The organism is Marinobacter persicus (genome assembly GCF_900114155.1).
Classification (GTDB): Bacteria; Pseudomonadota; Gammaproteobacteria; order Pseudomonadales; family Oleiphilaceae; genus Marinobacter; species Marinobacter persicus.
In genome coordinates this window covers 41,020-63,591 of record NZ_FOSC01000008.1, presented here as the reverse complement: position 1 = coordinate 63,591, position 22,572 = coordinate 41,020, and the positions used below count along the sequence as shown (strand labels likewise).

The following is a 22,572-nucleotide window of genomic DNA, read 5'->3' as shown; positions in this document are numbered from 1 at the left end:
AGTAGCGATTCCTGCGGCCACCCCTCATTTCAAACCACCCCGCACTTGGTTACACTCCCGCACCCCAAATCATGCTCCGGATTTACGATCCGGCCCGCAGGAGAACACTATGAGCAACAACGTTGTGGTCTGCGCCCTATACAAGTTCGCAGTCCTGAACGACTACAAACAGCTGCGCCAGCCGCTGCTGGACCTGATGCTGGAAAACGACGTGCACGGCACCCTGTTGCTGGCCCGTGAAGGCATCAATGGCACCATCGCCGGCAGCCGTGAAGGCATCGACGCCGTCAAACACTGGATCGCCAGCGACGAGCGGTTCGAGGGCATCGACTACAAGGAATCCTTCGTCGACATCCAGCCGTTCAAGCGCACCAAGGTCAAACTCAAGAAAGAGATCGTCACCATGGGCGTGGAGGGCATCGACCCCAAACGCGTGGTGGGCACCTACGTCGAACCGAAAGACTGGAACGACCTGATCTCCGATCCCGAAGTGCTGCTGGTGGACACCCGCAACCAGTACGAGGTGGAAATCGGCACCTTCAAAAACGCTGTGAACCCGGCCACCGACACCTTCCGCGAATTCCCCGAGTACGTGAAGGAAAACCTGGACCCGCAGAAACACAAGAAAGTCGCCATGTTCTGCACCGGCGGCATTCGCTGCGAAAAGTCCACCGCGTTTCTGAAAGAACAGGGCTTTGACGAGGTGTATCACCTCAAGGGCGGCATCCTGAAATACCTGGAAGACGTGCCCGAGGAGCAGACTCTGTGGCAGGGCGAGTGCTTTGTGTTTGATGACCGGGTGACTGTGAACCACCGCCTTGAGCGCGGCGATTACGACCAGTGCCACGCCTGTCGCCGGCCAATCACCGAAGACGACAAACAGCGCCGGGAATACGAGCAGGGAGTGAGCTGCCACCAGTGCATCGAATCGCTGACCGAAGAGCAGAAAGCCCGTTTCCGTGAGCGTGAACACCAGATGCGCCTCGCCGAAGCCCGGGGAGAAGCCCACGTGGGCGGCGAAGCGGCCCGGATAATTGCCGAGCGCAAGGCGCGTAAGAAAGCTGAGCAGCAGGAACAGGCCCGCAGAAGTCTGTTGGGCGTTCGCGAACGTACTACCGAGCCGAATTGATCCCTGAAAACGAAAGGAGAACCGATGCGGATTCAGACCTCACTGGCCGTTGCCTGCCTGGCGCTGACCCCTCTGGCACAGGCGGAAGACAACAACCTGACTGGCGAAGCAGAACTGGGTGTGTTGATGACGTCCGGCAACACCGAGGAAACCAAGGTGAACGGCCGCCTGGCGCTGGCCCAGGAAACCGCTCGCTGGCGTAATAGCGGGAACTTCAGTACCCGTTATACCGAAGCGGATGACGAAACCACGACCGAGGAATACCAGGCGGCCCTGGAAGCCGATTATAAATTCGATGATCGCCAGTACTGGTTTGTACGCGGCGCCTGGGAGGATGATCGCTTTTCCGGTTATGACTTTGAATCGAGTGCCACCACCGGTTACGGCAATCGGGTCTGGCAGAGTGGTGAGCGGTCGTTCCTGGATCTGTCGGCAGGTGTCGGTTATCGCTACAACAAGTTGCAGCAGGTCAACGCAGGGGGTGACGACACCGAAGACGAAGCCATCGCCCGGCTGGCCGCGCGGTTTGATTATGCGTTGTCCGATAACGCCCTGTTCCGTCAGAAGTTGAGCACCGAGACCGGACTGGACGAGAACAACACCATCTCCGAATCGGAAACCTCGCTGCAGAGCAACATTGTGGGCAATCTGTCGATGAAAGCCGCATTCCGGGTCAAGCATGTGTCGGATGCGCCGGAAGGCATCGACAGCACCGACACGGAAACCAGCTTGTCGCTATTGTACGGTTTTTGAAGCCTAGCGTGTTTACCAAAAAAGGGCAGCCTCGCTGCCCTTTTTGCTGTTCGGTGATTGATCCGTTAAACGTTGTTACGAAGCCCCAGCTCATCCGGGTAGGGCGTCAGGTATTTCTGGCTGGTCAGGTAATCCGCCGGCTCCTTACGCTGGGCCAGACGCAGCAGCGTCATCGGCACTACCAACGGCACCTCCTCCCGGCGATAGGCTTCAATCTGCTCGAGCAGAACCGATTTTTCCTCCGAAGACATGTTGTCCTTCAGATAACCCAGAAGATGCTGCATGGCGTTTACATGCGAGCCCCGGCTCACCCGCTGGCTCATGGCTTCCATGAACAGGTGAATATAACGGTCGGCGATCTGCTCCAGCGGCTCCGATTTCAGATCCGCCAGCAGCGGCCCGAGCTGGCGGTAAATCCTCTCCGAGTGGGCCATCAGCGTGAACTTGTGCCGGGTGTGGAATTCAATCAGCGCCTGCTTGCTCAGATTCTCACCCGCGACGTTCTGCAGCCAGTCGTCATAGGCAAACACCCGCTCGATAAAATTCTCCCGCAGCATGCTGTCATTCAGCCGGCCTTCTTCCTCCACCGGCATTAGCGGATAAGCTTCCATCAACGCCTCGGCAAACAGACCCACGCCGGAACTGTCGATGTGATTGCCCTTTTCCGTGTACACCTTCACCCGCTCCATGCCACAGGTGGGCGATTTCTTCATCAGGATGTAACCGCGCAGATTGCCCAGCGTTGGCAGCACCTCGTCAATAAACCCGCGTATTTCATCGGTATGGTCGGCGTTACCGCTGGTTTGGATCAGGCGCATGCCTTCAGGATACTTGCGCAGGTGAATGGTTGGCCGGGGCACGCCCAGACCAGCCTCCAGTTCCGGGCAGATTGGTCGAAAATCAAAGTGTTTCGCCAGCACTTGCGTGCAATAGCGTGAGTGCTTGTGGCCACCATCGTGGCGAACTTCCTTGCCCAGCAAACAGGTGCTGATGCCTACAGGGATACCGGTCACAGAGTTCTCCAAATCACATAAGCGGCATAATCAGGATCAGGGGAGGTGTGGGTACGCTTTCCAAAAATTTTGAAGGCCATGGATGGCCTGAAATAAGCGCACATGGGCTAAGCAAACGTTTTAGAAGCGAAGCTTCCCGTGCCGCTTAGCGACAGCAATCTATGATTGCTGGCCGGACCCGCTTGCGGGTGCTTGTAGCGGTTTTTGGAAAGCACACCCAAACCTTGTCGTCTGGTTATCTTACGTGACTTCAGTGTAAAACGATTAACCTTTAGTGCCCAGCCAAGACAGCCGCTCGGCCTGCCTGCGTTTCTCATGGGCGGCCAAAGTGGTGGCATAAATGGTGCGAACATCCCGGGCAAATTGTTCCACCGAATAATCCGCCGCGAAATCCCGCGCCTTGTCGGAGAGCTGATGGCGCAGACTGTCGTTTTCCAGCAGCTGCCGGGCGCGGGCCAGCCACTGGCTCTGGTTCTCCGGAGTCTTGAAGCCGTTATAGCCATCGCGAACCACATCCTCAATGCCACTGGAACGCACGGCCACCACCGGCAGCCCGGCCGACATGGCTTCCAGGATCACCATGCCCTGGGTTTCGGATTTCGAGGCAAACAGGAAGGCATCGCCCAGGTTGTACCAGAGGGCCATGTCCTCCGGTTTCACCGGCCCGACCAGCTGGAAATGGTCGGTCAGCTCCAGCGCTTCGATTTTGCCCTGCAAACGGTCACGCTGGTGGCCATCGCCAATCATCAGAAAACGGAAGGGCACATCGGTTTCCCGGCGCAGTTTGTCGATGGCTTCGATCATGAAATCGATGTTTTTCTCGTTCGACAGCCTGGACACACTGACAAACACCTTCTCATTGGTCAGGCCCAGTTGCTGGCGCAGTTTTTCGACCTCGGCCGGCTGCACCGCCTGGAAGCGCTCGTATTCAATGCCGGTGGGCTGCACGAAGGTGGGGGTGGTGACCCCGATCATGCGCAGATATTCCTCGGTGGAATAGGTGGGCACAATCACGCCATCGCAGCGGTTGGCGAAGTGCTTGATCAGCGCATGGGAAATCAGGTTACGGAACAGCATGCCCGGCAGCGGCACGAAATGGGCGTAGTGCTCCAGCCGGGTGTGGTAGGTGTACACGGCGGGAATTTTCAGACACCGGGCAATGAAAAGCCCCAGGCTGCCGAGCCAGAACGGGTGGTGCAGGTGCACAATGTCTGGCCGGAAGCAGCGAACCCGCTTGCGAACCCGCCCCAGAAAAATGTTGGCCACCCGGAATTCCCGGTTCGAGCCCATGGCCACCAGTGAGGGTACCCGCAACACATTGGCCTCCTGCTCCGGCTGGTCCTTGTAGCGGGGGGCAACCACCAACACGGTATCTTTCAGGCTTTCCAGCCCCCGGCGCAGCCGTTCAATGGAAATAGGCACGCCGCCGATAAAGGGAAGATAGTTGTTGGTGAACATGGCCACCCGCAAGGGCTTTTCCAGCCAGGGCGTGGGGTCCAGGTCGTAATCCGGGTAGTAGTTCTTGCCGACAAAAATCAGCTGGTAAAGCTTGATGGTGATGGCCAAAAACACCGTGAGAATCAGAATGAAGTTGACGAAACCGGTGTAAAACAGCGAGTAAACAAAGAACCACAACGCTTCCAGCTGTTTCAGAACCGGGTGTTGTCCCACGTCCAGGCGCTGCATGGCATGCTGGATGTCGCCGTCCGGCGTTACCTGCACATCCACGTAATGGTAGAAGCTGGTTTCCGTGTTCAGCACCAGGCCACCCGCACCGCCGGTGGTAATGAAATCCGTATCACCCACGGTTTGCTGGTCGTACAGGGCCTGGTTGGCGGAGAACACCAGGTCAATGTCACGGCTTTTGATCACTTCCATCAAAGCATCGCGAAAGGCCTCGGGTTGCAGATAGTCTTCTTCGTCGGCGAACAGGGCCTGGCTGGACGGTTTTACCGGAGGGTGGCCGATAAACAGGATGCGGGCGTTACTGGTGTCCTGGCTGAGGGAGTCCTTCAACCAGCGTATCTGCCACTGCCAGGGCGTTTTGCCCGTGCTGTCGAGAAAAATCAGCCGGGCATTGCCGGTACGCACGCTGTAGAAATGAGGGCCGAAATGATCGTAGAAGCGAAAGCTGCCGAAGTCCTCGTATTCGTGAGGCCCGAAAGTCAGAAGGTAAGGCAGTTCCAGTTGTTGCAGGGTGCCATAAAGCGCCCGGTACTTGTCCTCGCCGCCGCCACTCACCGCATTGCCGGCCGAGACCAGAAAATCCAGGCCGGCACTGTTCAGTTCCGGAATAATACGGCGCTCGAAAATGCCCACCGAATTGTTGATGTTACCCACCACCGCGAAGCGAATAGCGTCGCCCGGCGGTGTGTTGTCATGAATGCGCTCGACCTGCCGGGTATGCAGCGCCTCGAAATCCTCCATGACGAAATTCAGGTACAGCTTGTAGCCCACCAGAAAAGCGGTGATCAGCAGGCAGAGATAGAACAGCAGTTTCAGAGGCTTGTTTCTGATCATCACGAATCCTGGTGGCTTTTGATCAGTTCGCGCTGCATAACCAGCAGCCCGGCCAACATGCCCAGATAAATGGTGATAAAACGCCAGGCAATGGTGACCAGTACCAGGTGGTTACCGGTCAGTATGTCACGGAAAAAACTCCCGAACACACCCTCCGAAATGCCCGAGGCGCCGGGTGTCGGGGAGAAGTACATGATAAAGGTGGTGACCACCAGCAGCCCCAGGGTCACCAGGTAATTCACCTCATAACCCAGGCCGTGAATCAGCAGCGCCGGGAAGCTGAACAGGCTGAGCAGGAACAGGGCGGTGAAGAACACGGACAACATTACAAACCGGCGTTCGCCCTTCAGGTAATCGGTGAAGCTTTCGGAGAAGCGCAGCATTTCCCGGCGCAACTTGAACTGCCAGAGGTCATGCCGGCAGGCGTTGATCAGGTGGAACCGGCGGATGCCGGCAACCAGACCACTCAGGGGCGCAATCAGCCAGCGAGTCTTGAACAGCAGTGTCAGGAAAAAGCCCAGATACAGGGTGACAAACACCGCCAGGGCACTGGCAATGCTGGAAGACCAGAGTTCACCGTCCAGCGCCCGCAGAGTGAGCAGGAAAATCGGCGTCAGAGAAAAAATGAAAATAACCGCCAGTACCGTGCGGATGGTGGTGGCGGCAGTAGCGCGGGCCACGGGGACGCCATTGCGCGTGAGGTACCAGATCTGGGCAAAGCCGCCACCGGTGGCCATGGGGGTGATGTTGGAGAAAAACAGGTTGATGAAAACCAGTTTGAAGACCTTGGGCAGGGGTAACCGGTGGCCCAGGGCCCTGAGCGTGAAATGCAGCCGGAGGCCATCGGAGACATAATAAACCGCCAGAAGGGCGAGCACGGACATCAGCACGCCGGGGCTCAGCAGCTGGGTGTCGAGTTCGAAACTGCGGTCGGCAAAACGATCGTAGACGGCCCAAAACCCGGCGCCGGTCAGTAAAAGAAACAGCACACCGAAAACAATCAGGCGTCCGGTAGAGGCCTGTTTTCGGTAGGTATCTTCGGTCTCGTCTGCCATGGGGGCTCCGTTTCTCAAGGGCCGGCAGTTTACCCGCTGCGGTCGGGGGGTTGAACCTTCCGGAGCGTTACGGGCTTGAAATTTTTTGCCAGGACGCGCACAAATAGTAGCCGAATCCTCGAACAACAAGGTAAATCGACATGCCCAAGCATTTTGAACAGGCACCGGGTTTATACGAAGATCCTGTGCCGGAAACCGAAGGATACGTATTCAACCAGACCATGATGCGTATCAAGGAGCCGGAGCGCTCCATGGATTTCTACACGCGGGTGCTGGGTATGCGTTTGATTCGCAAACTGGATTTCCCGGAAATGAAGTTTACCTTGTACTTTCTGGGTTATCTGGATGACCGACAGGCGCAAACCGTCCCCTCGGACGACGCCCACCGCACCACCTATATTTTCGGCCGTGAGGCCATGCTGGAACTGACCCACAACTGGGGCACGGAAAAAGATCCGGACTTCAGCTACCACAATGGCAATGATGAACCCCAGGGGTTCGGCCACATTGGCATTGCCGTGCCGGACGTCTATGCCGCTTGTGAGCGTTTTGAAGAGCTGAGTGTGGATTTCGTGAAAAAGCCGGACGACGGCAAGATGAAAGGTCTGGCCTTCATCAAGGACCCGGACGGTTACTGGATCGAAATCCTGCAGCCCAACATGCTGGAGAAACAGCGCAAGGACAGCTGATCCAGATCTCTTGCAGGATCAGCCAGCAGACAACGCCCGGTATCAGCCTTCCTCGCTGGTGCCGGGCGTTTTGCCATAACGGGAGGCGATAATCACCGCGACGGTCAGAATCACCGCACCCAGAATGCCCGTTGGCCCCAACACCTCGCCCAGAATGATCCAGGCCAGCAGAGCCACGAACAAGGGTTCGAGTGTGACAATAATGCTCGACAGCGTGGCGGGTGTGTTCTGCATGCCCTTGAAGAACAACAGGTAGCCCAGGCATGTGGGCACCACCCCGATATAAACCACCATAAGCCAGTGCCGGGCCTGCAGTGTGGCCAGGCCGTCAAAACCACCGCTCAGAGCCACAACCGGTAAAAGGATCAGTGCCGCGGTAAAGAAGCAGATAAACGCGGTGGTGAATACGGGCATGCCCGCCGAGTTATGCCGGCTGGTAAGCGTGAAACCGGTGTAAACCGCCGCCGCCAGTAACGCCATCAATATGCCTGCAACCCGGAATGAGCCGGCGGTTTCCATGTCGCTGATCACCAGCATGCTGGTGCCGAGGATGGCGGCAATGGCCGACAAGACCGTCAGTAAGCCGGGTTTTTCGCCCAGCAAAGGCGCCGCGAGAATGGCCACCAGCACGGGTGGCAGGCACAGTGAAATCAATGTCGCGATACCGGCACCGGTCAAATCCACCGCCAACAGGTAACTGCCCTGATAAAACGCCTGAAACAGTCCCATGGCCGCCAGTGGCAGCAGGGTTTTGAAGGTCAGTGTTCGCAGGGAGCTGCCCGGGACGAGTTGGCCGGGGTTGGCATCTTGCAGCTGCTTTTGCTCCCGGCGCATCAGCAGCCAGAAAAAGGGCAGGGCCACCAGCAAACGCAACAGTGCCAGGGTAATGGCCTGCAGGTCTGAACCGGTAAAGAGAAACTTGGCAACAATGCCAGTGGTGGCCCACAGCAACGCTGCCAGGGCAATAAGTAGAGCGCCTTGAATCATTCAATTTGCCAGCATGCTAATGAATTAAGCGAATGGGCAAGATTAACAGTAGGCGGTGCAAGGTGCTATAGGGGTAAGAACGGGGCGCGGCACGCCCCGGGGAATGCAGCCGTTATTTAACGGCCATGCGCTCGGCGTTTTTCTCAACCGTGCGGGCGCCAATGCCCTTCACTTCAGAAAGTTGCTCTACGCTTTCAAACGGGCCGTTGGCCTCCCGGTAGGTCACGATGGCCTCGGCTTTTGCCTCACCAATGCCATTGAGCGCGGTCAGTGTGGACACGTCTGCGGTATTGATGTTCACGGCGGCAGGCTCTTCCGCCCAGGCGGGGCTCATGATCAGGGAGAAAAGCAGAACCAGAGTAGCCAGAATGGATTGTTTTTTCATGGGATAACTCCTGAATACAAATGCATTTGTTGAGATTCAGCCAGGAGGCCAAGTGGCCGGAAAGCGGGCAGAACATCTGCAGGTGTGATTTCAGGAGAAGATAAAGGAAGAGGTCGAAACACAGAAAACCACGTTCCTTGTGGTGTCGCCATTCCGTGACCGCCCTCTGGCCTGATCCTTCAGGCACCGCGTGTTCCCGTGCGTGTCATCCCTGTGTTCTTCCCTGTAGCCCTGATCCGTCGGGCAACTTCATTCTGTGAAGTTATCGTCCCTGAGCCGGCATTCCGTGCGGCTTGCCATCCCTGACGCTTTTGAGTGTACAACAGGTAATCTGGCTAGCCAGAAGACATTGCCATCGTGTTTTGTAGGAGATCGCTTACGTGGCTGTAGGTTGGGTATTTTGCGCGGCTTTGTCCCGGGCAGCTTCCCGAATGCGTTCCATGGTGATTTCTTTTACCGCCTGCTGGCTGACCCGGATGTGGCGGGCCAGTTCATCGGCGGCGGTCCGGGCGTCGCCCCGGCGGATGGCGTCGAGTATCCGGGCGTGCTCCAGGTAAGTGGCGTCCACCCGGTCGTTGCGGGTGAAATCGAGCCGGCGGATGATGCGCAGCCGGTCGCTGATTTCCCGGTGGATGCGGGTCATCTCCCGGTTGCCGGCGGCGGCCACCAGGTCGCAGTGGAAGCTTTCATCCAGAGCCCGGACGGTGCTGCCGACCGCCCGTTCCGAGGGGTGGTCCGGATTCCAGATGGCCGTCAGGGTGCGAACAGCCGCCGGCTCTTCCGGCAGCTCGCAGATCTTGTAAATGGCGGCTTTTTCCAGGGTGATGCGCAGATCGTACAGGTCTTCGATCTGCTCGAAATCCAGGGGCTTCACCCGCCAGCCGCTTCGGAACAGCACTTCCACATAGCCCTCCCGCTGCAGCCGGTACAGGGCCTCCCGGACGGGCGTCCGGGAGGCGTCCAGGCGGGTGCCCACGTCACCTTCGCTGAATTTGTCGCCCGGCAGCAGGCGAAATTCGAAGATGTCGTCTTTCAGGGCTTCGTACACCCTGTCGGCCATGGAGGTTTTGCGTTTGCTGGTCATTGTCTGGGTCCTTTCCCCCTCTCCCCGGCCCTCTCCCGCGAGGGGAGAGGGAGTTAATGTGTGAAGCTTTTTGCACCTCTCTCCCGCGAGGCAGAGTTAATTTATGAAGCCTCTGTTGGGTTAGGGCATTTTGCACCCCTCTCCCCTCGCGGGAGAGGGGCAGGGGGAGAGTGGGTTGCGTTAAACCTCTATACTCAGCAACGGCTCCCCGGGAGTGACTGCCTTGCCGGCCTCCACGTGCAGGGCGCTGATCTTGCCCGCTTGCGTGGCATTCACCTCGAACTCCATTTTCATGGCTTCCACGATCACCAGCGGGTCGCCCTCGGCCACGGTGTCGCCGGGCTTCACCAGGCATTTCCAGATGTTACCGGCAATCTCCGCGCTGATCAGCTCGCCGAATTGTTCCAGATCAGAAACATCCGGTTTTGGTGGCGCCTTGGCCAAACGGTCGAGCTCTTCGGCCTCGCTTTCCTTCCACAGGGCCACCTCCTCAGCGTAGGCCGCCTGCTGCATCTTGCGAAAGTCGCTGATGGAGTCGGCGTTGGCATCCAGGAAGGCCTGGTGGGATTTGAGGTCGAAGGTTTCTTCCTCGATTTTGATGGTCAGCTTACCGGCCCGGAACTGATCGCGCATCTCTGTCAGCTCTTTTTCGCTGACCGGGTAGTAGCACACCTGGTCGAAGAAGCGCAGCAGCCAGGGCGCGCCCTCGGCAAACTGCGGGTTCTTCAGGTACTTGTTCCAGATCGGCAGGGTCCGACCCACCAGCTGGTAGCCGCCGGGGGAGTCCATGCCGTAGATACACATGTACACCCCGCCAATGCCCACGGTGCCCTCGGCGGTGTAGGTCCGGGCCGGGTTGTACTTGGAGGTGAGCAAACGGTGGCGCGGATCCAGCGGCACGGCGCAGGGGGCGCCCAGGTAAACATCCCCCAGGCCCAGCACCAGGTAACGGGCGTTGTAGACCACCTCCTTCACCTGTTCCCGTTCTTTCAGGCCATTGATGCGCTGGATAAAGTCCACGTTGTTGGGCAGCCAGGGCGCGGTGTCCCGTACCGACTGGCGGTACTTGTCCACGGCTTCCAGGGTGGCGCTGTCTTCAAAGGCCATGGGCAGGTGAATCACGCGGCTGCGCACTTTCAGTTCATCGGTGGCCGGCAGGGTGCCTTCCAGGTCCAGCAGGTATTCCATCAGGGCCGGCTGGGGCAGGATGCGCGAATCGTAGCGCAACTGCAGGGAGCGCACGCCCGGCGACAGTTCCAGCAGGCCATTGGGTTGCACATCGGCGATGGCCTCCATCAACGCATGAATCCGCAGGCGGAACCCCAGTTCCATCACGTTCGGGCCGTATTCCAGCAGGATGTACTGGTCGCCGGCCTGGCGGTAGGTCACCTCCGGCCGCCCGTTGGTTTCCGGCAGGTGGGCCAGGATGGTGGCGGACAAATCGTTCACCGGTTCGAGGGCAGGGGTCTCGAGTTCAACGGTCGGTGGCGCCATCAGGCTTTTCACCGCCAGTTCCTGGCGCTCGGAGAGTTCCACGGCAGTGTCGTAGTCAATCGGCACGAAGCGGATGGTGTCGCCGGGTTTCACCTGGCCGACTTTCCATAGCTCCGCCTTGGCGATGGTCACCGGGCACACGAACCCGCCCAGGCTGGGGCCGTCCTTGGTGAGGATCACCGGCATGTCGCCGGTAAAGTTGATCGAGCCGATGGCGTATTCGGTGTCGTGAATGTTGGAGGGGTGCAGACCGGCCTCGCCGCCGTCTTCCCGGGTGAATTCCGGCTTTGGGCCGTTCAGGCGAATGCCCAGGCGGTTGGAGTTGTAGTGCACCTCCCAGTCCTGCTCGAAGAACTTCTCGATAGACTCTTCGCTGAAGAAATCCGGCGCGCCGTGGGGGCCATAGAGCACGCCGATTTCCCAGTGGTCCGGGTAGTCCGGGATCAGGTCCGGGTCCGCCGGGGCCGGGTCGTGGGTTGGGCCCGGGGTGGTGCAGGCGGGCAGTTCCAGCTGGCTGATGCCCAGCATGTCGCCGGGGCGCAGGGGCCGGCCGCCGTGGCCGCCGAACTGGCCAAGGGCGAAGGTGGAGCGGCTGCCCAGGTACACCGGCACGTCAAAGCCGCCGCGCACCGCCAGGTAGGTGCGACAGCCCTTGATGGCCTTGCCCACGGCCAGCACCTGCCCGGCTTTCACGGTGATGGGCTTCCAGAATGCCACTGGCTGGTCGTCCAGGGTGGCTTCGGTCAGCGCGCCGGTCAGGGCCACCACGGCGTCCTTGTGGAACTTCAGGCTGGGGCCGATCAGCGTGGCTTCCAGCCCGGCGGCGTCGTTGTGGTTACCGACAATGCGGTTGGCCAGGCGGAAGGCGTAGTCGTCCATGGGGCCGCTGGGCGGCACGCCGATGTTCCAGTAGCCTACGCGGCCTGGGTAGTCCTGCACTGTGGTGTAGGTGCCGGGTTTGACGATTTCCGCCACCGAGGGCCGGAATTCGAAGCTTTCCAGTGCGCGGGTGGAGACAATGCCCTCGGCGAAGCTGGGCTGGGCCACCACCTGGCGGAGGTAATCCAGGTTGGTGGCAATGCCCATCAGCCGGGTTTCGGCCAGGGCGGTTTTCAGTCTGGCGAGGGCGTCGGCGCGGTCGTTGCCGTGGACGATCAGCTTGGCGATCATCGGGTCGTAGTGGGCGGACACCTCGCTGCCGTTTTCCACCCAGGTGTCGATGCGCACGCCGTCTTCCGGCCAGTGCACGTCGGTCAGCTCGCCGGGCGAGGGCTGGAAGTCCTTCAGCGGGTCTTCGGCGTAGATGCGCACTTCCATGGAAGCGCCGTTCAGGGTGGGCTCGAAGTTCGTCAGGTCCGGGCTTTCGCCGGCGGCGATTTTCAGCATCCACTCAATCAGGTCCAGCCCGGTGACCGACTCGGTAACCGGGTGCTCCACCTGTAAGCGGGTGTTCACTTCCAGGAAATAGAACTCGTCCCGGTCGGCGTCATAGATGTACTCCACGGTACCGGCGGAGCGATAGTTCACCGACTGGCCGAGGGACACGGCGGCGTCCAGCATGTTCTGGCGAGTGTCGGCCGGCAGGTTGGGGGCCGGGGTTTCCTCCACCACCTTCTGGTTACGGCGCTGCAGGGAGCAGTCCCGTTCACCCAGGGCCACCACGTTGCCTTCGCCATCACCGAAGATCTGCACTTCCACATGACGGGCGCGGGCGATGAAGCGCTCCAGAAACACGCCGCTGTCGTTGAAGAAGCTCTGGCCCTGGCGGCGCACGGTTTCAAAGGCCTCGCGCAGCTCGCTTTCGCTATTACAGCGGGTGAGGCCGATGCCGCCCCCGCCAGCGGTGCTTTTCAGCATCACCGGGTAACCCAGGCGTTCGGCGGTTTGCAGGGCTTCCTCCCGGCTTTCCAGCAAGCCACTGCCCGGGGCCAGGGGCACGCCTGCGGCTTCGGCCAGTTCCCGGGCCCGGTGCTTCAGGCCGAACTCGCGCATCTGCTCCGGGGTGGGGCCAATGAAGGCAATGCCGTCGGCCTCGCAGGCCTCGGCGAAATCGGCGTTTTCCGACAGAAAACCATAACCGGGAATGATGGCCTCGGCGCCGGTCTGTTTCGCGGCGGCCAGGATCTGGGCGGTGTCCAGGTAGGTTTCACTGGCGCCGTTGCCGGTCAGGGCCACGGCTTCGTCGGCGTTGGTTACGTGCAGGCTGTGGCGGTCTTCATGGGAATGCACGGCCACACTGCCCACGCCCATGGCCTTGAGGGTGCGAATGGTGCGAACAGCGATTTCGCCCCGGTTGGCGATCAGAACTTTACTAAACATATCAACAATCTCCACATCTTGGGGTCGGGTCCGGGGTCGGGTCCGGGGTCTGACCCCGTACCCGACCCCGGACCCGACCCCATTTCAGGAATCAGGAATGGATGAAGGCGCGCCAGCCGCCGAATTCGGTCACGTCGCGGGCGCCGTCCAGGCCGTAGCCTTCACAAATGAAGCCGTTGACCCAGCGGCCATCGGCCAGCTCCACGTTGCCGATGCCCAGGGGCGCGGGAATCAGATCCACGAAGGAACCGAATTCCGAAGCGGGCATTTCCCAGACCTCCAGGATGATGTCCGTGCCGTTGGTTTCATTGCGCTGAAGGCCCGGCTTGGGCGGTGTGGTGTTGGGCAGGGCGTACAAGCGGTAGTTGGGGGATGTGGTGGTTTGCTCCAGTAATCTGGCCCGGCGTTCGGTGAGCTGGGTGTTCAGCGGCATGCCGGATAGGTGAGCGCCCACTACCGCTACTTTTATCGTGGGTACTGCTTGCCGGGGAGTGACGACTTCGGCCGGGCGAGGTTTGTCGGTGGCGCCCAGGGAAGTGGGATGGGCGTTCAACCACTGGCTGGCCAGGGCCTGAAGCTCACGGTCTTTCCAGGCACCGGAGATCAGGGTCACGCCGAAGGGCAGGCCGTCGTCGCGGAAACCGGCGGGCACCGCCAGGGCGCAGAAATCCGCCAGGTTCACGAAGTTGGTGTAGGTGCCAAGCTGGCTGTTGAGAGTCACCGGGTCGGCGTTCACCGCCTCGATGCTGGGTGCGGTGGGTGCCGTGGGCACCAGCAGGCCATCCACCTCGGCCAGCAGCTCATCAATTTCGCGCAGCAGTTCTTTCTTGCGGTACCGGGCCTTGAAGGTGTCGGTGGCGGTGAACTTGTCGGCGTTGCCGATGATGCTGCGCACAGTGTCGTTCATGTCGGCGGCGTGGTTCGCCATAAACCCTTCCACGGCGGCATGGCGCTCGGCCACCCAGGGGCCTTCGTACAACAGGGCGGCGAGTTCCAGCAGGGGGGAGAAGTCCAGCGGCACCAGTTCCACGCCGGCGGTGTCCAACTGTCGCCACTGGCTGAGGGCGGTGTTCCAGGCTGCCTCGGCCTGCTGATCGCCGTGGAACAGCGGGGCTTCGGGAATACCCAGGCGTTGCACCGGCCCGGGGCGGCGAATGGCCGGGGCATCCAGGGGCAGGGCCGCTGGAACTTTACGGGAAAACGCATCGCCCGGCTCGAAACCGCCCATGGTGTCCGCCACCAGAGCGGCATCATTAACGGTGAGACCAAACACCGACACACAATCCAGCGACTTACAGGCCGGCACCACGCCATCAATGCTGAACCAGCCCTTGGTGGGTTTCAGCCCCACCAGATTGTTGAGGCCCGCCGGCACCCGGCCGGAACCGGCGGTGTCGGTGCCCAGGGCAAAGGGCACCAGGCCACGGGCCACCACCGAGGCGGAACCGGAACTGGAACCGCCGCTGATGATTTCGGGGTTAAAACTGTTTGGCACTGCGCCATAGGGTGAGCGAGTGCCCACCAGGCCGGTGGCGAACTGGTCCAGGTTGGTCTTGCCCACCAGGATGGCGCCGGCGGCTTTCAGTTTGCGGATAACGGCGGCGTCCTGTTCGGGAGCGTAGGCGTAGGCCGGGCAGGCGGCGGTGGTGTTGAAGCCGAGGGCATCAATGTTGTCTTTGGCGGCGAAGGGCACACCGTAGAGGGGCAGCTGTTCCAGTTCGCCGCCGGCGGCTTCCAGTTTGTTGGCCAGCTCGGCCAGCGCCTTGGTCAGCCCGTCTTCTGAGAGCCGGGCAATCCAGGCCGGGTCGTCTTCCTCTAACTGCCCGATAAGCGGGCGAAGCAGTTCCTCTGGCCGGGCGCCTTCCTTATACGCCTGCTGCCAGTCAGCAATGGTCCATCCGAGGGTGGTTGGCATGGTGTGTCCTCACGCTTGATTAATCTTGTATACATGATCAATCGCAAGGCTCATGCCATGCCGGGAAAATTCGAAGTAAGTTGCTGTTATTCCATGATTTATCGTGTTTTGGCCTATTTCAGGCGATTCTGGCGGCGCACCAGTTGGGCGCAAATTGCTGAAAATAGCACCAGATTTGAGCCTGTTTCGGGAGGAATATCCCTGGAATTACCACCACCGAATACTTGTATACTAGTTAATTTATTGTTTTACGGTGCTTTTTGGCTTGGTTGGAACAGCAAATGCAGCGGAGGCTACGAGTTACAAGACTCCTGACCCAACGAAAAAGGACGCACAACATGAGCATTAAAAAACACGTGAAAGTGGGCCTCTCCGCCCTGGCGCTCTCTGTTTCCATGCATTCCGTGGCTGCCGAAGACCCGATCAAGGTCGGCATCCTGCACTCCCTGTCCGGCACCATGGCCATCAGTGAAACCGTGTTGAAAGACACCGTGGAAATGCTGATCGAACAGCAGAACGAGAAAGGCGGCGTGCTGGGCCGTGAACTGGAAGCCGTGGTGGTGGACCCCGCCTCCGACTGGCCGCTGTTCGCCGAAAAGGCCCGCGAACTGCTGGCGCAGGAAGAAGTGGACGTGATCTTCGGCAACTGGACGTCCGTTTCCCGCAAATCGGTGCTGCCGGTGGTGGAAGAACTGAACGGCCTGTTGTTCTACCCGGTGCAGTACGAAGGTGAAGAATCCTCCGAAAACGTGTTCTACACCGGCGCCGCGCCCAACCAGCAGGCGATTCCGGCGGTGAACTATCTGAAGGATGAAATCGGCGTGGAGCGCTGGGTGCTGGCGGGCACCGACTATGTTTACCCGCGCACCACCAACAAGATCCTGGAAACCTACCTGAAAGACCAGGGCGTGGCTGACGAAGACATCATGGTCAACTACACGCCGTTTGGTCACTCCGACTGGCAGAACATCGTCTCCGACATCAAGAGCTTCGGTTCCGCCGGCAAGAAGACCGCCGTGGTTTCCACCATCAACGGCGACGCCAACGTGCCGTTCTACCGCGAGCTGGGTAACCAGGGCATCTCCGCCTCCGACATCCCGGTGGTGGCTTTCTCCGTGGGTGAGCAGGAACTGTCCGGTATCGACACCGGCCCGCTGGTGGGTCACCTGGCCGCGTGGAACTACTTCATGAGCGTGGACACCGACGCCAACTGGGACTTCATCGACGCCTGGATTGACTACAAGGGCGACGACACCGTGGTCACCAACGACCCGATGGAAGCCCACTACATCGGCTTCAACATGTACATCGAAGCGGTGAAGAAAGCCGGCACCACCGATGTGGACGAAGTGAAAGACGCCATCATCGGCGTGAGCGTACCGAACCTGACCGGCGGCTACGCCACCATGATGCCGAACCACCACATCACCAAGCCGGTGCTGATTGGCGAGATCCAGGACAACGGCCAGTTCTCCGTGGTCTGGGAAACCCCGTCCACCGTGGCTGGCGATGCCTGGTCCGACTTCCTGCCGGGTTCCCGCGACATGATTGCCGACTGGCGCAAGCCCATGTTCTGCGGAACCTTCAACACCGCAACGGGCAGCTGTGGCGCCTCTTCCGGTGAAATGGCGGCGGAAGCTGAATAACACGCCGTACCAAAGGCAATCCGGGGTCCTGGTGGCCCCGGATTGTTGCCCCAACCCCTTTTCAACAGACAGGACACACTCATGAGCATCATCCGCCGATCGCTCACATCGCTGCTTATTGCCCTGGCGTGCCTGGTGTCGGTGCCGGCCATGGCGCAGGAAGATCCGGGCAAAGCCTTGCTGGTGAACCTGGCCGAGGCGCCCTCAAGCCGGGTGGAAGAGGCCATCAATGCCATTGTCGACAGCGGTGATGAAAGAGCCAGGGGCTGGCTCGAAGCCTATGGCAACAACCGCCTGAGCCGGATCAAAGACACCGGCCAGGTGGTGCTGGTGCTGAACAACCGGGGCCGGGACTGGGAAATTGCCGACCCGCTGACCGGGGAAAACCTGGGCGAGATGTCTCGCCGTAAGCTGGACCGCGTGGCGATCAATAACGCCATACGGGGCAAGCTGGAAGGCATCATGGCGATGCTGGACCTGAACGCGGCCGACCCGGACGTGCGTGAAGCCTCCGCACGGGACATGATGGGCAAGGTAGATGCCGCTCTGGTGGCACCCTTGGAAGCGCGACTGGAGAAAGAGGAAAGCGCCGCCGTCCGTGACCGAATTGAAGCCGCTCTGGCCATCTACAGGGTGGAGCAGGGCGACATTGAAGCCGTGGAAGTGCTGGCCGGTAGCCTGCACTCCCGCGCCCGTGCAGCGCTGAACAACGCCGCTGCCAGTGACAATTCCCAACTGGCCGAGGCCGCCAACAAGGCCCTGGCCAGCATTGAACAGAAGCTGAAACTCAATAAAGCCGCCGAAACCCTCTACTTCGGGCTCTCCATGGGCTCGGTGCTGGTGCTGGCGGCCATTGGCCTGGCCATCACCTTTGGCGTGATGGGCGTGATCAACATGGCCCACGGCGAGCTGATCATGCTCGGGGCCTACACCACCTGGGGCGTGCAGCAGTTGTTACCGGGCCAGCCGGGCCTTGCCCTGTTGCTGTCCATCCCCGCCGGCTTCCTGGTGGCGGCCATTGCCGGCATCATTATCGAACGCAGCGTGATCCAGCACCTCAAGGGCCGCCCGCTGGAAACCCTGCTGGCCACCTTCGGCATCAGCCTGATTCTGCAGCAGCTGGTGCGCACCGTGATCTCCCCGCAGAACCGCACCGTGGTGACCCCGGAATGGATGAGCGGCTCGCTGGTGATCAACGACGCGCTCTCCCTCACCCTGAACCGGCTCTACGTGATGGCCTTCGCCCTGATCGTGTTTGCCGCGCTGATGATGATCATGCGCCGGACCCGCCTGGGCCTGGACGTGCGCGCCGTTACCCAGAACCGCGCCATGGCCCGTTCCATGGGCATCAAAGCCACCAAAGTGGACATCCTCACCTTCGCCCTGGGCTCCGGCGTGGCGGGCCTGGCCGGCGTGGCACTGTCGCAGCTCACCAACGTGGGCCCGAACCTGGGCCAGAACTACATCATCGACTCGTTCATGGTCGTGGTCTTCGGCGGCGTGGGTAACCTCTGGGGCACCCTCATTGCCGGCCTGTCGCTGGGCACCATCAACCAGCTGCTGGAGCCCTGGGCGGGCGCCGTGCTGGCGAAAATCATCGTGCTGGTGTTCATCATCCTGTTCATTCAGAAACGGCCGAAGGGGCTCTTCCCCCAGAAAGGCCGCGCGGCGGAGAACTGAGTTATGGCAACGTCTACAACCTGGCTGCTCCGGCCGTTACAGGAGCGTTCGACACAATTATTCCTGGGCATCCTGACCGCCGCGCTGGCGGTGGTGACCATCCTTCACCTGGCCATGCCCGAAGACAGCGCGCTGCACGTGAGCGCCTACACCGTCACCCTGCTGGGCAAGTACCTGTGCTACGCACTGCTGGCCGTGGCGGTGGACCTGGTGTGGGGCTACCTGGGCATCCTCAGCCTGGGCCACGGCGCCTTCTTCGCCCTCGGCGGTTACGCCATGGGCATGTACCTGATGCGCCAGATCGGCGACCGGGGCACCTACGGCGACCCGGTATTGCCGGACTTCATGGTGTTCCTGAACTGGGATTCGTTGCCCTGGTACTGGCACGGCTTCGACATGGCGTGGTTCGCCTTCGCCATGGTGCTGCTGGTGCCCGGTGCCCTGGCGTTCGTGTTCGGTTATCTGGCTTTCCGTTCCCGGGTGACCGGCGTGTATCTGTCGATCATCACCCAGGCGCTGACCTTTGCCCTGATGCTGGCGTTCTTCCGCAATGAGATGGGCTTTGGTGGCAACAATGGGCTGACCGACTTCCGCGACATTCTCGGCTTTAACCTGCGCACCGACGCCACCCGCCTGGGGCTGTTCATCGCCACCGGCATCGCCCTGGCCATCGGCTATGTGATCTGCCGGGGCATTGTCACCAGCAAGCTGGGCCGGGTGAGCATCGCCTGCCGCGATGCCGAAGCTCGCACTCGCTTTTTGGGATACCGGGTAGAACGGGTGCAGCTGTTCGTGTTCGTGGTCTCCGCCATGTTGGCGGGCGTGGCCGGGGCGCTCTACGTGCCCCAGGTGGGCATCATCAACCCCAGTGAATTCTCGCCGCTGTTCTCCATCGAAGTGGTGGTGTGGGTGGCACTGGGCGGCCGGGCCACCCTGTACGGCGCGGTGATTGGCGCGCTGCTGGTGAACTACGCCAAAACCGTGTTCACCGGCGTAATGCCGGACGCCTGGCTGTTCGCCCTCGGCGGCCTGTTCGTGCTGGTAACCGTGTTCCTGCCCAAGGGCATCGCCGGCCTGCTGCAAAAGCGCCGAAAAGCCCCTGAAAAAGACCGCTCCAACCCACAGGAGGCCACCGCATGAGCATGCTCGAACAACTCACCAACCGGGACCAGGTGTTCGATTTTCTGGCCCCGGTGGCATCGCCGGTAGACGTGCGCCACGGGCCGATTCTGTACATGGAAGACGTGAACGTGAGCTTCGATGGCTTCAAGGCCATCAACAACCTCAACCTCACCATCGACGATGGCGAACTGCGCTGCATTATCGGCCCCAACGGCGCGGGCAAAACCACCATGATGGACATCATCACCGGCAAGACCCGGCCCGACACCGGCTCGGTGTGGTTCGGCAGCCGCCACAACCTGCTGACCATGAACGAGCCGGACATCGCCACCCTGGGCATTGGCCGCAAGTTCCAGAAGCCCACCGTGTTTGAAGCGCTCACCGTGTTCGAAAACCTGGAACTGGCCATGGCCGCCGACAAACGCATACTGCCCACCCTGACGGCGATCATGAAACCCGAAAACCGGGAGCAGATCGACGAAGTGCTGGAAATGATCGGCCTGACCGCACTGCGCGACAAACCTGCCGGCATCCTCTCCCACGGCCAGAAACAGTGGCTGGAAATCGGCATGCTGCTGATGCAGAAACCACGGCTGCTGCTGGTGGACGAACCCGTGGCCGGCATGACCGAACAGGAGATGGAACGCACCGCCGAACTGCTCACCAGCCTGGCCGGCAAACAGTCGGTTGTGGTGGTGGAACACGACATGGGCTTCGTGCGCTCCATCGCCCGGCAGGTGACCGTGCTACACCAGGGCAGCGTACTGGCCGAAGGCACCATGGACCAAGTCTCGAACGACCCGGAAGTAATCAAGGTGTACCTGGGGGAGGAAGCGTAATGCTCAAGATTGAACAACTGAACCACTACTACGGCGAAAGCCACACCCTCTGGGATCTGGACCTGGACATCCCCCAGGGCCAATGCACCTGCGTGATGGGCCGCAACGGCGTGGGCAAAACCACCCTGATGAAATGCATCATGGGCGAGGAAGCCACGGAAAGCGGCCGCATCACCTTCGCCGGCGACGTGGAGCTCACCAAAAAGAAAATCGAAGACCGCTCACGCCTGGGCATCGGCTACGTACCCCAGGGAAGACAGATATTCCCCCTGCTGACCGTGGAAGAAAACCTCCGCACCGGCCTGGCCGTGCGCAAGGACGGCAGCAAGAAAATACCGGAGCGGGTGTATGAGCTGTTTCCGGTGCTGAAGGAAATGCGGCACCGTAGAGGCGGTGACTTGTCTGGTGGGCAGCAACAGCAGCTGGCGATTGGGAGGGCGCTGGTGATTGAGCCCAGGCTGCTGATTCTGGACGAGCCGGGGGAGGGGATTCAGCCGAATATTGTGGCGCAGATTGGGGAGGTAATTCGCAGGCTTATTGAGGAGGACGGGCTGACGGTTTTGCTGGTTGAGCAGAAGTTGCCGTTTGCTCGGAAGTATGCGGATCGGTTTGCCATCATCGACCGGGGTCGCCGGGTGGCGGAAGACGAAATCGCCGGCCTGACCGATGAACTGATCAAGAAGCACCTGACCGTATGACCGCCTACCAGCCCATCGCCGCTCACGCCTCCGGCCACCGGTTCGACTGGGAGCGGCGCTGGGCAGCGGCCCTGGATCTGAGATTTGAAGCCCGCAACGAGAGCGGGTCCGGGCCGGTTACCCGGCTTGTACGTCGGCGGCCCGGTTGGCTCCGGTAAAACCGCCCTGCTGCGCCAGTTATGCAAAGCCCTGCGGGACCACTACGACATCGCCGTGGTGACCAACGACATCTACACCCGGGAAGACGCCGATTTCCTCCTGCGCCACGAAGCCCTGGCCGCAGACCGCCATCCGGGAGGACGCCTCCATGAACCTGGCGGCCATCGACGACCTCCAGCGCCGCCACCCGGACCTGGAACTGATGCTGGTGGAATCCGGCGGCGACAACCTCTCCGCCACCTTCAGCCTGGAACTGAGCGACCTCACGCTGTATGTGATCGACGTCTCCGCTGGCGACAAGATTCCCCGCAAAGGCGGCCCCGGCATCACCAAATCCGACCTGCTGATCATCAACAAGATCGACATCGCCGAACAGGTCCACGCCTCTCTGGACGTGATGGAACGGGACAGCAAGAAAATGCGCGGCGAACGCCCCTTCGTGTTCACCAACCTGTACGACGGGGTAGGGCTGGAGACGATTATCAGCTTCATTCTGGAGCGGAGGATGTTGCCGGAGAGGCGCCCCGGAAAAGTCGCTGAATCCGCCTGAACACATTGACTAAAAGATTAACGAATTAAGGAGAAACAACCATGAAACTTAGCAACCAACTCGCTGTCACTGCCAGCCTGATTCTCGCCTCTGGTGCTGCCTGGGGACACTCGGGCCATGAGGCTATTGGGGATGTTTTGCATTTTGAGTATTTGTTGGCCGGTGTGGCTGCTGTTGCAACGATAGTTTATGGTGTGGTGCGGCATAAGCCGGATGGAAAAGGCTGAGGCCTCCACTCGGAGGGCTCGCTGTTCCTTGCCAAAGAATTGGGTAACGAACTGCAAAACAAAAAGCTGTGTGGCTATGCCACACAGCTTTTTGTTTTAGAGAGAGTAGTCTTTTTGTAACTAAAGCAGACAGATACGATTGAGATGGTCTAATGTAGCTAGCAAAAGGCTACGGAAGCACCGATTGTTACGGAAAACGAGCTATGCGCCTTTCGGAATTGAACGACACCTTCGCAGTATCGGGAACGTTGTTTCATGGTTACCCTTTGTCGTTGCTTTGTGTTTCCTTTGGCGGACCTCCCAGTTAG

At 60.3% G+C, this 22,572-nt stretch carries 17 protein-coding genes and 2 pseudogenes; 11 read left to right on the top strand and 8 right to left on the bottom strand.

Annotated features, from left to right (window positions below):
• Positions 1-109 precede the first annotated feature (109 nt).
• Positions 110-1,129: an oxygen-dependent tRNA uridine(34) hydroxylase TrhO gene (gene trhO, locus BMZ63_RS09895; protein ID WP_091705052.1), complete on the top strand. Its 1,020-nt coding sequence runs from the start codon at positions 110-112 to the stop codon at positions 1,127-1,129.
• A gap of 24 nt (positions 1,130-1,153) precedes the next feature.
• The gene (locus BMZ63_RS09890) at positions 1,154-1,882 is read left to right on the top strand and encodes a DUF481 domain-containing protein (protein ID WP_091705050.1); all 729 of its coding nucleotides are present in this window, start codon (positions 1,154-1,156) and stop codon (positions 1,880-1,882) included.
• Between the two features lie 65 nt (positions 1,883-1,947).
• Here the strand turns inward: BMZ63_RS09890 and BMZ63_RS09885 are convergent, their stop codons facing one another.
• The 3 genes from BMZ63_RS09885 to BMZ63_RS09875 all read right to left on the bottom strand — a co-directional run bounded on the left by BMZ63_RS09885 (position 1,948) and on the right by BMZ63_RS09875 (position 6,470).
• Positions 1,948-2,895 (bottom strand): YbgA family protein, encoded by a 948-nt coding sequence (locus BMZ63_RS09885; RefSeq protein ID WP_091705047.1) that lies wholly within the window; start codon positions 2,893-2,895, stop codon positions 1,948-1,950.
• A 264-nt stretch (positions 2,896-3,159) separates the two neighbouring features.
• On the bottom strand, positions 3,160-5,415 hold the full coding sequence (locus BMZ63_RS09880) for a glycosyltransferase (RefSeq protein ID WP_091705044.1): 2,256 nt from the start codon (positions 5,413-5,415) through the stop codon (positions 3,160-3,162).
• Positions 5,415-6,470, bottom strand: a complete 1,056-nt coding sequence (locus tag BMZ63_RS09875) for a lysylphosphatidylglycerol synthase transmembrane domain-containing protein (protein WP_091705041.1) — start codon at positions 6,468-6,470, stop codon at positions 5,415-5,417. The genes BMZ63_RS09880 and BMZ63_RS09875 overlap by 1 nt, the downstream gene beginning before the upstream one ends.
• 140 nt (positions 6,471-6,610) lie before the next feature.
• Between BMZ63_RS09875 and gloA the strand changes: the two genes are divergently transcribed.
• Positions 6,611-7,159, top strand: coding sequence for a lactoylglutathione lyase (gene gloA, locus BMZ63_RS09870; protein ID WP_091705040.1), 549 nt, complete (start codon positions 6,611-6,613; stop codon positions 7,157-7,159).
• A 42-nt stretch (positions 7,160-7,201) separates the two neighbouring features.
• Here the strand turns inward: gloA and BMZ63_RS09865 are convergent, their stop codons facing one another.
• The 5 genes from BMZ63_RS09865 to atzF form a co-directional block, all read right to left on the bottom strand.
• On the bottom strand, positions 7,202-8,146 hold the full coding sequence (locus tag BMZ63_RS09865; protein ID WP_091705038.1) for a DMT family transporter: 945 nt from the start codon (positions 8,144-8,146) through the stop codon (positions 7,202-7,204).
• Positions 8,147-8,258: 112 nt separating this feature from the next.
• Positions 8,259-8,531 carry a ComEA family DNA-binding protein gene (locus BMZ63_RS09860; RefSeq protein WP_091705035.1) on the bottom strand — a complete coding sequence of 91 codons (273 nt, stop codon included), beginning with the start codon at positions 8,529-8,531 and terminating at the stop codon, positions 8,259-8,261.
• Positions 8,532-8,907: 376 nt separating this feature from the next.
• Positions 8,908-9,615: a GntR family transcriptional regulator gene (locus tag BMZ63_RS09855; protein ID WP_091705032.1), complete on the bottom strand. Its 708-nt coding sequence runs from the start codon at positions 9,613-9,615 to the stop codon at positions 8,908-8,910.
• A 180-nt stretch (positions 9,616-9,795) separates the two neighbouring features.
• Positions 9,796-13,428, bottom strand: a complete 3,633-nt coding sequence (gene uca / locus BMZ63_RS09850; RefSeq protein ID WP_091705028.1) for an urea carboxylase — start codon at positions 13,426-13,428, stop codon at positions 9,796-9,798.
• A gap of 91 nt (positions 13,429-13,519) precedes the next feature.
• The gene (gene atzF, locus BMZ63_RS09845) at positions 13,520-15,343 is read right to left on the bottom strand and encodes an allophanate hydrolase (protein WP_091705027.1); all 1,824 of its coding nucleotides are present in this window, start codon (positions 15,341-15,343) and stop codon (positions 13,520-13,522) included.
• 338 nt (positions 15,344-15,681) lie between these two features.
• On the opposite strand from atzF, the gene urtA reads away from it, so the two are divergent.
• From urtA to BMZ63_RS09810, 8 genes and pseudogenes are all read left to right on the top strand, one after another.
• Positions 15,682-16,989, top strand: coding sequence for an urea ABC transporter substrate-binding protein (gene urtA / locus BMZ63_RS09840; RefSeq protein ID WP_091705024.1), 1,308 nt, complete (start codon positions 15,682-15,684; stop codon positions 16,987-16,989).
• A gap of 81 nt (positions 16,990-17,070) precedes the next feature.
• Positions 17,071-18,669 (top strand): urea ABC transporter permease subunit UrtB, encoded by a 1,599-nt coding sequence (gene urtB, locus BMZ63_RS09835; RefSeq protein WP_091705021.1) that lies wholly within the window; start codon positions 17,071-17,073, stop codon positions 18,667-18,669.
• Positions 18,670-18,672: 3 nt separating this feature from the next.
• On the top strand, positions 18,673-19,809 hold the full coding sequence (gene urtC, locus BMZ63_RS09830) for an urea ABC transporter permease subunit UrtC (RefSeq protein ID WP_091705019.1): 1,137 nt from the start codon (positions 18,673-18,675) through the stop codon (positions 19,807-19,809).
• Positions 19,806-20,630 (top strand): urea ABC transporter ATP-binding protein UrtD, encoded by an 825-nt coding sequence (gene urtD / locus BMZ63_RS09825; protein WP_091705016.1) that lies wholly within the window; start codon positions 19,806-19,808, stop codon positions 20,628-20,630. Before urtC ends, urtD begins: the two co-directional genes overlap by 4 nt.
• Positions 20,630-21,328: an urea ABC transporter ATP-binding subunit UrtE gene (gene urtE, locus BMZ63_RS09820; RefSeq protein ID WP_091705014.1), complete on the top strand. Its 699-nt coding sequence runs from the start codon at positions 20,630-20,632 to the stop codon at positions 21,326-21,328. The genes urtD and urtE overlap by 1 nt, the downstream gene beginning before the upstream one ends.
• Positions 21,325-21,468, top strand: a pseudogene (locus BMZ63_RS15155) (urease accessory protein UreD); the annotation flags it as partial. The gene urtE and the pseudogene BMZ63_RS15155, both read left to right, overlap by 4 nt.
• A pseudogene (gene ureG, locus BMZ63_RS09815) lies at positions 21,455-22,037 on the top strand (urease accessory protein UreG). The pseudogenes BMZ63_RS15155 and ureG, both read left to right, overlap by 14 nt.
• 41 nt (positions 22,038-22,078) lie before the next feature.
• Positions 22,079-22,264: a hypothetical protein gene (locus BMZ63_RS09810; protein WP_091705011.1), complete on the top strand. Its 186-nt coding sequence runs from the start codon at positions 22,079-22,081 to the stop codon at positions 22,262-22,264.
• Positions 22,265-22,572 lie beyond the last annotated feature (308 nt).